General features: G+C 42.8%; 10 protein-coding genes. All 10 read right to left on the bottom strand.

All coding sequences use genetic code 11. From position 1 onward, the window contains the following. Nucleotides 1-7 precede the first annotated feature (7 nt). Complete coding sequence (locus tag V7Z69_RS09065; protein WP_334139678.1) at nt 8-1078, bottom strand: lytic transglycosylase domain-containing protein; 1071 nt, start codon at nt 1076-1078, stop codon at nt 8-10. After that, nucleotides 1078-1527 carry a hypothetical protein gene (locus V7Z69_RS09060; RefSeq protein WP_334139677.1) on the bottom strand — a complete coding sequence of 150 codons (450 nt, stop codon included), beginning with the start codon at nt 1525-1527 and terminating at the stop codon, nt 1078-1080. Before V7Z69_RS09060 ends, V7Z69_RS09065 begins: the two co-directional genes overlap by 1 nt. 243 nt (nt 1528-1770) lie before the next feature. After that, nucleotides 1771-2535: a hypothetical protein gene (locus V7Z69_RS09055; protein WP_334139676.1), complete on the bottom strand. Its 765-nt coding sequence runs from the start codon at nt 2533-2535 to the stop codon at nt 1771-1773. Further along, entirely contained in the window at nt 2525-2680 is a 156-nt protein-coding gene (locus V7Z69_RS09050) for a hypothetical protein (RefSeq protein WP_334139675.1), read from the bottom strand. Before V7Z69_RS09050 ends, V7Z69_RS09055 begins: the two co-directional genes overlap by 11 nt. Nucleotides 2681-2786: 106 nt before the next feature. Continuing rightward, a complete protein-coding gene (locus V7Z69_RS09045) occupies nt 2787-3860 on the bottom strand; it encodes a hypothetical protein (protein WP_334139674.1) in 1074 nt (357 codons plus the stop codon). A 31-nt stretch (nt 3861-3891) separates the two neighbouring features. Further along, nucleotides 3892-6420 carry a VirB4 family type IV secretion system protein gene (locus V7Z69_RS09040; RefSeq protein WP_334139673.1) on the bottom strand — a complete coding sequence of 843 codons (2529 nt, stop codon included), beginning with the start codon at nt 6418-6420 and terminating at the stop codon, nt 3892-3894. A 49-nt stretch (nt 6421-6469) separates the two neighbouring features. Next, nucleotides 6470-6721: a hypothetical protein gene (locus V7Z69_RS09035; RefSeq protein WP_334139672.1), complete on the bottom strand. Its 252-nt coding sequence runs from the start codon at nt 6719-6721 to the stop codon at nt 6470-6472. Between the two features lie 78 nt (nt 6722-6799). After that, nucleotides 6800-7168 (bottom strand): hypothetical protein, encoded by a 369-nt coding sequence (locus V7Z69_RS09030; protein ID WP_334139671.1) that lies wholly within the window; start codon nt 7166-7168, stop codon nt 6800-6802. A 35-nt stretch (nt 7169-7203) separates the two neighbouring features. Beyond that, the gene (locus V7Z69_RS09025) at nt 7204-7890 is read right to left on the bottom strand and encodes a hypothetical protein (RefSeq protein ID WP_334139670.1); all 687 of its coding nucleotides are present in this window, start codon (nt 7888-7890) and stop codon (nt 7204-7206) included. Then, complete coding sequence (locus tag V7Z69_RS09020; protein ID WP_334139669.1) at nt 7887-8648, bottom strand: hypothetical protein; 762 nt, start codon at nt 8646-8648, stop codon at nt 7887-7889. Before V7Z69_RS09020 ends, V7Z69_RS09025 begins: the two co-directional genes overlap by 4 nt. Nucleotides 8649-8800: the final 152 nt, after the last annotated feature.

The following is an 8800-nucleotide window of genomic DNA, read 5'->3' as shown; positions in this document are numbered from 1 at the left end:
ATCAAAGTTACTCTTTCTTCCACTCTTTTTTCAGCTTTCCGTCCTGCCCATAGACTCCTATGTATCCTTTAAGATCAAAAACTCTCATGCTCTGGGCAGGCCGTGCTGTTGTTGTCCCACTAGTAGTCTTTGTTGTTTCGACTGCCTGTACAGACATTTGATTGGAGCTTGTGTTTTTAACAGTAATCGAATCGTCCTGCTTTGGCTGTTTGGCAACCATTTTTGCCCAATAACTTTTTTCTGTTTTTTTCCAATCTTCATCTGCAACACCTAAGGCAAAAAGTTCATAAGAGTGCCAGTTGGCAAGCACTTCGCTTACATAATGATAAGAGAGAGCTCCATAATACCTCTTAAGGCCTCCAACTACGGATTTTTCCGCTCTGATGTATCGTGACAGAACCAAACACCCTGCCGCTATTCCCTTTTCAGGATCATGTAGATCCTCTTCCGTCATTATTCCATTAGCCTGCAGTAACCCGCTGTGATACTTCCACATTACCTGCATCAGGCCTCTGGCGTTCACCTTAGATACAGCTTTAGGATTAAAATTACTCTCAGTCCGCATCACTCCAACAATCAAACTATAAGGGAGTTTATATTTACTCCCGTACCAAAAAACTGAAGCGACCTCAATCAACGCCGTTCTATCATCTATTTTAGAGTTTGAGGCCTTGATATATTCAAACATCTTCGCTCTTTCTCTAATCTCGTTGAAAGAGATGTCTTGAGGTATAGCTTTGGCAACAATAGGCGTCGTCTGGGAATACTTCCGAACCAACAAGTCAAAACCAAGATACGACAGAAGTTCCTCCTGCGGTACAAGGTCTGATTCATCTACAGAGTTTAACGCTGTAAAATAGAAATCCAATTGCCCTGTCCTGTTGTCCTCTGAAACAGCCGTTTTTTCTTCTTTTCCCTCTTGAGCTATAGCCTCCTGTGCTTGAAGGAGCTGTTCAGCCCTGTGTTGCTTGATTTCAGCAAGATAAATAAAACTCCCTCCAAGCACCACACCAAAAGCCGTTACCATCGCTATATACTGCAGAACATACTTGATTGGACTGCCTCCTTTTTTGACCATCAAATTATTCCTCCTTCAGCAGAATCTTCTTCCTGTTTGTCCCCTTTTTGTTTGCAACTTTCAAAAGAAGCAAAAAGACGTGTTGCATTATCATCATTAGTGAGCGGAGTTATTTCTATGCTCTTGGCCTTTGGTATCCCTTCTGTTGTCTCCACAGATGAAAATGTCAACGGTTTAATTACGCCGCCTTTCTTAAATAGCCCCGGATTCTTGTACAGACTGAGGCTTTCTGTCCACTGTAGCCAGCGAACAGGCGAAGAGCCTTTCTCTTCATTTTTCATCTGTTCGATATTTCTCGTTCCTTCGACTACCCTATCCATATCAGGCGGAAAGGACAGCACAGAAGGCAGATCAAACTTCGGAACCTCCTCCCTCTTCAAGGGGGTAAGAGGTGGGAAACCTCCGTCCCTCAAATGATTGACTAGAGCAAACTCAAGAGCGTTTTCCACCTGTTCTAAAGAACCTAAAGAAGCCAATCTTGCGCTCGGCAGCAATCCTTTCACTTTCTTGATAAGGGAAGCAAACGTCAACATTACAACTCTTCACCTTCCAGTAAACAGTCAAGATATTTATTTCTTACAAATAAAGTATAGGGTTATAAAGTGAGGGGAAACATCTTTTGAAGATAAAATTTTTTGATGAAAAAGACATAAAAATAAAAGCGAGGAGACTTATTGCCTCCCCGCTTTGACTTATTGAGAGAATATCAAATTATTGTATCTGGTGAAATTGGAGGACATGTTGTAGTAGAGGTTGCCTCGATACTTTTCAGCAGTCATTATTCCCAATAGATGGGTTAACTGAGCTCTTTTTGCCAAAAGCGTCATGATATATACGTAAAACTCATTTCGTTTTGCTGCTCCCTCGATGATGTGAGCAAGGTTGTCCGCCACAATCTTCATGTATTCCTCAGAAGACAAGCTCGACAAATATAAATTATCAACAGATTTTTGAAACCTCTCTATATCCTGCTGAATAGCATCAAGAGATCTACGACGCTTTTCAGCTTCTCGCTCCACGTCCGCTACCAACTTGCCTATCTCTTCCAATATTTGTTTTTTAACCTCATAGATATGATTCAACAGTATTTGCTCCCTCTTTATAGGATTGCTGGTTTGTGTAAGCAAATCTGCAATATTATCTGTCTTGTTAAAAAGCTCAGCGACAGAAGAACCTTTATCTTCTACTTCCTCCACCTTATCAATTTGTGTGTCTATCTGAAGTATATCCTCCAGATCACTCCCCCCTGCAAAAAGCCTCTGAGGATATATGGTGTTTAAAAAAGCGTAGTCAGAAGCTATCTCGTTATATTCAAACTGTCTGTCCACTCTGGATATACCGTACCTCTGCATCAGACAGGGGATATCACAAAAACCGAATAGCCCATAAGCAGCAGAAGACAGTAAAAGAAGAAGGACAACAGACAAAGAAATATGCAGCCTAGTTTTAAGTCTCATTGCTTCCCTCCTTTTTCTCAACTTTTTTCACATAATCCCTAACAGCTCGCTCTAAAACTTTTTGAGCACTTTCTCCTTTTTTGACCAATGCCAATTTAAATTTGCGGTGAAGTTCATCCGACATTCTCACTATGATACCCTTCATGCCCATTCCCCCTTGCTATTACTGCATATTGATGTAATAATGATAGCATGATAACAAGAAGAAAACATAAAAGAGGCAGGGAAAACAGATCCCCGCCTCATCTTTTTTACTTAGAAGTAGATTTTGTTGAAAGAGCTGTTTTATCAAACAGAGCTCCGCTGGACATGAAGGAGTCATACAGGTTGCGTGAATAATCCTCCGTTTCAAGTACTGCCATACGCCCCAATAGACGAATTTCATCGGCTAACATGTCACCAAGGTTGACAAGCGCATAATTTTGAAGAGCGAGAATCTTCATGGTGGAAGCAGTAAATATTGCAGTCGCTATCAAAGCTGCATCGTTCCCTTTTGGGGCATCGTTAGCCTGTTTTACTATTTCTTCCGTCTGTTTTACTATCTCGTTCATGGCACTGCGGTAAGTTTTTTCGTCATTGCCTTCATACTTGGCAATAATATTGCCTATTGAAGCTAGAGCACGGTTTTTCTGCTGTTGGGAATAGCGATACATAAAATGTTCTCTGTCTATCTTATCTGGACACGCCTTAAGGATAGAAACAACTGCCCCTTTCTGTAGATCTGGGATAGTAAGAGGCGCGGTGTCTTTAATCATCTCAAGATACGCAGCACTGTTTTCCGCTGCATTGGAAGCTATGGCTTGTTTGTCAGATTCAGAATAGCCGTCCAACAGAGGGCTAGACATCAAATTCTCTGGCGAATATCCCTCTGCAACCTTATCTATTCTGCCGGCTAGAGCATCTTCAACATTCTGATCCAACGCTTCTACCCCTTCATTCACACCCTCCTCTTTTACTATCTTATAGAGATTCTTCTGACTATCCCCTTTCCAAAGATCCGTAAAGAGGTCGTCTCCCAACTCTCCGTTGAGCGTTCCAAAATAATCATCTAATACACTTACATTGAAATTCCCCAACACAGACTGAATGTTCAAATTTTTAGCTAAGCTCTGCAGCCGTGAAGGAAGATTCGCCAAATCCTGTATAGACGAAACATTAGACAGAGAAAGAACTTTGTTTTTATACCAATTCTCCAATGCCATCTTGAGAGATAACTGCTGTCTTTCCAAATAGCTGTCTACACGAGAAACCGGCACTCCTGCAAAAGCAGAAGTTGCCACGGCCAAGACCGCTGTCACACAAAACACCGCCAAAAACTTCTTCAAAAACACCACCCCTTTCTACCGTAGAAGCCTACTATTTCAAACCTACAACCGACGCCGTAATACCATGCGGATATTTTTTTGCCAGTGTTGCGACTGCTTCCTGAACCGACATGCCATTTTTGAGACAGGTCAGGAAACCGTGCATGTCCTTAGCGTCTGTCGTAGCCAGCCAGTACTCTATAGGACTTGGCACTACAGCCATCTTGGAACTGCCTACACCTATAAGTTTAAAGAAGAATTCCGAGAAAAACCCTTTTTTGAAGTCTAAACTGCGGATAGCGACACATTCTTCGTCAGACAGACGCAAAAGCTGCTGAATTTTGTCCACATGTGTAGACGACGCCTGTCTGAGAATAAAATACTGATATGTATTGGCGATCAAAGCCCCTGCAGAGGGAGACTGAGCAAAATCATCTAAATCCTGTGATATAGAAAGCACCATACAATTGTACTTTCGCACAGTCCTATAAAGCTCCTCAAGAAACGCTGCCCCCTCCTGCGTCTTGAGCAGAGCCCACGTCTCATCAAACACAATGATTTTTGGTGTACTTAAATCATGCTTGATAGTGTTTTTTATCATCATGTTCAAAACCAAAAACATGACGTTCATGACCTGCGGATAGTGTTCCAGTCCATGGAGGTCAAAAGCAACAACTCTGTTCTGTAGAGTTACATTGGTCGTTGGATTGTCTAAAAGTTTCGACGCAAAAGACGTTCCCTTGGTTGCTGTTCGAGTCCACCGGGAAAGATACAAGGCAACTTCCTGCTGTGCTTTGGCTAACAACTCCACCTCTGAATTGCTTTTTTCTGTATCATATAGCTTATATTGATTTAAAGTATGAAAAGCGTCCGACAAGGTGGGCAGTTTGCTGTCTCCCCCGTAGACGTTGGCCATAACATCGAGGAGCCTTTCAATAATAATCTGCTGTGCCTTATCAACAGGTTCATTGGGGGCTTTTCTCACTATCTCCTGCAGTATCAGGCTTAATGCCCCTAAATTGTCTGTCCATTTGCCGACACACTCAAAGGGATTAAAAGAAACTTCGCCAGATCCTACGTCAATATAACTGCCGTCCAGTATGTGAGTCACTTTTTTGTAGCTTCCGCCCTTGTCGATAATGAACACATAAGGATTCAGAGTCTGAGCAGACAACAACAACAGATTAGTAAAAAACGACTTACCTGCTCCTGTGCCTCCTATAACAAGAGCATTCCATGCGGGAAGACGAGGATCAAAAATATCATAACCGTACATACCCCTATAAGGAGAACTTAAAAGCAGAGTGGGACGATCCGCACTTTTCATAGGACCATATATAGGGGCAAAATCTGCTACATTATCGGCTTTGACCCTGAATTCACGGCTTATATCTCCGGTTCTCCGACCCCCGGGAAGAGATGCCTTGAACGCAAGGAGCAGAGCCGCCTTTTCAGGCTGTAAAAAGAGGTTCACCTTCGCCTGTGCCGTTGTAATCAACATATCTACACGCTTTGTCAGATCGGCAAGCGACGGAGCTGGAACTATACAAAACAATTCAGTGTCCAACAGAGGATTGTGACTCTCCTCCATTTCCTGAAGAAGCAGGAATACCTCATCTCTCCGGTTAATCAATTCTGGATCAGAAGACACAGCAAGCAGCGATTCATATCGACGCAACTGCTTCCTCAGAGCCTTTTTTGCTGTATGCAGAGAGACAGGAGAAGCATTCATGACTATCGTAAATGGAAACGGAAGAGTCAGCATGTGATTTACCATAGAAATATGACTCTTTTCAGGAAGGTCATCAGCAGACAGTATAGAGATATACCGCTCTTCCCTGTTGCCTATGCCTATATAACCCCACTCTCTTACAACATCGATACCGCCAAAATATTCATTGAGAGGACAGTCGTTCTTATAGACCGGAGTTTTATCAGAACCCAAAAGATGCTCCCAGATAGCCTTAAAGACTTCTTGATTAGAAGCCTGCCATACATCAGGAAAAACGTTTTGCAGAAAGTCAAAAAACCTGCCCGTCTCCTCTTTAAACTTGTGTGTTATAGCAACATGCTCCTTTAAAAACTGCTGTATCTTGTCCTTGTATCCTTTAGATAACAGCGTAGAAAACTTCCCGTTGATCAACCTAGGGTAGTATCCCCGCAGCCATATTTCACACGTTATATTGAAAACGTTGTTTTTTTTGGCGGAGTAACGCCAAAATGCCTCTCGGTCTTTGATAAGCATATCCACTATAGGAAGCCTGTTGTCCTTTTTTTCATAAGCAGAGATCATTCGATCCAATATCGGAGTTGTTGAAGTTTTTTCCCATACTACCTGAACATGAATATGCGGAGGCAGCGTAGAAAAAGCCCCGAAGAGATTTTTAAAAAACATCTCCTTTTCACCTACACTCATACAATCAATGAAGGCAGGTGTCGTTTTGTAGCACATTCCCACTGAACCATCATTGTATATCACGATACCGTCTACAACTTCTTCATAAGGAAGTTCAGAGGATAAGCTGTGTTTCACAACGTTCTTTTTTGCTTCCTCTACAGCCATCTTCGTAGGGGTTCTCACATATTACACCTCCTAAAATAAGGGAAAGCGGGGTCCCCCCGCTGTTTCATTAGTTGTCCTTATAAAAGCGTTTTCTGCCTGCAAAACGAGGAGGGACCTTGCGCTTTTCCATGAAATACTGAAAGTAATGCATGAAAAACCCTCGTCTTAGCTTGCCGGATAAGTTGCAAAGCAAGTACAAAACAAGCTCAATCAATCCGCCTATACCCAACCATAAAAGCAACGATAGGCCGTCCGTCAGCATTACACACCCTATCCCCCATACCATACCAAAGGCGACCAGCAAAAACGCCTGTTTCATCGTCAACCCTAAAAATGCGGGGATAGGAACATGTAACTTGCGAGGGACAAAGTGAATCATACGTCTGCTCCCCTCTTATTAACGTCCTAGACCAGCCGATATATCTCCAAATCCAAATCCACCAATGAGAAACTGCACAATTACCACTGCCAAAAGCACTATTCCCGTTCCAGCAGCCACCTTTATCAGTTTGCCTTTCCCTTCACGGGAATCATCTGCAAATGCCCACGTAACACCTGCTACGATAAACGCCACAATACACAAAAACAACGCAACGAATCTCGCTATTTTGATAGCTTTTACAGACATATCGATAAAACTCTGTGTGTCACCCGTGTAATAGTTGTCGCTGGCTGCAAACCCTATATTCTGCATCAAAGCCCCAAACGCAGAGCCTAAAGCAACCTGAAGAAGGATTTCCCCAACTTTTTTAACCGTAGCCTTCATTTTTCAATCTACCTCCTCTTTATCTAAATCTGTTTTTATTTATTGATAACACCTTTCCATTCCTTAGCCACTTCAGGAAGCAATTTAACGGTCGTAGATGCTTCGTTCTGCTCCCAGACAGATACCAACATTGGCAGAATGTCTACGCTGTACTTTTTGTTTTTCTGCACCCATTTAAGAGCAGTCAAAGCATCTGATACACATTTTTTATAAATCCGGTCCATCTGGCCTTGTGTTATATCCAGCTTCCCCGTTGGAGTAACCAACAGCTCTCTTACTTCTTTCTTATAGGAAATTCCCTTCTTGGTTGACTTATCAGTAAGAGCGTACATCTTCCACTCCCATACCACTTTAGGAAGTTTGCTGTAGGTTTTTGGTTCAGGGATAGAAGGCAGCCGCCCCTCAACCTTTACTTTACTGCCGTCTACCACAACATTTGTTATTTCTCCATTCTCCCACCTCCATCGTGTGTAAGGGTGAGTAACAAGCCTTGTCCACACCAAAGAAAGTATAGAGTCGGTTGGCACGGGAAACATCTCATACTGGTAGAGCCTGTTTATATCTCCCCCCAGAAAACCCTTTAGGTAATTGACAGCTACCGCCTCCTGCACGTTGTCAAAGACGACATTCATGTTTGTCAACTGAGCCGTACCTGATGCCGCCAAAACAGGAGAACTAAACACAAATAACGTGAATAAACCTAATGCCACCCTCCTGATCACTTCCCCGATACCTCCTTATATATACTGTGCAGCTTGGACCAGACTCGCTTCTTTTCGTCCTCATTCAGCATTGCCCACATAGGATTACCTGTTTCAAAACTACATATCTTCTCAAGAAGCCTACGCCACTCCTCTTCCCCCTTTTCAGGGCGTATTACCACGCCTTTAAATACGTTGGGATTGGTCTCCCAAATAGCCTTGACAAGAGAAAGGCATTTATGATACAGCGATGTACCGCTGTCTTGTGCCTCTACAATACTTTCCGCAGGAACATAATCAGGGCCTTTCCCCTCTTTAACGGCCACATAAGCCGCTCTTTGAGCAACGTGTTGTGGAAGCTCCCCTTCCTCTATCTCAGTAAGGCTAAAAAGCTCCTGCCAATGCTCTCTACGTATAGAACCGGCTCCATAACCTAAAATCTCCAAGGCCAACTGAGCTCCCGCCACAAAAGCACCTGACACCTCTCCAGACTCCAACCCTCTGAATGGCGCATCTATAGGCACTGAAAGAAGTCTCCTCCCCTGTTCGTCGATTACTGCCACATGCCCCACTACTGCGTAGCGTGTACCAACTTCCCCGTCTTCTTCGTCTTTGAGTTCTATGATAGATATCCCATCTGAAGTAACCCTCCACCCGGGGTGTTCAGAATTCATCCATTGAATCTGAGCATGGAGAGGTAGCGATATATCAGACGTACCTGTTTCTTCGTTGAACGTTCGAACAGCATAAAAAGCGGGGTTAAATTTTTTCACTTCCATGCATCACGCCTCCTATTTCATTTCTCTATGAATATTATAGAGTTACCTGTCGTGCTATACTACTTATAGAAAATAGAGTTTTATACTGTTTATATTATTTATATTATAAAAAAGGAGACTGTTCCCTATGAAATATATGAAATATAATAAAT

The sequence above is a fragment of the Thermovirga lienii genome (genome assembly GCF_036847465.1).
Taxonomy (GTDB): domain Bacteria; phylum Synergistota; class Synergistia; order Synergistales; family Thermovirgaceae; genus Thermovirga; species Thermovirga lienii.
The sequence above is the reverse complement of the archived record's forward strand: the minus strand, read 5'-3'. Positions and strand labels throughout refer to the sequence as shown.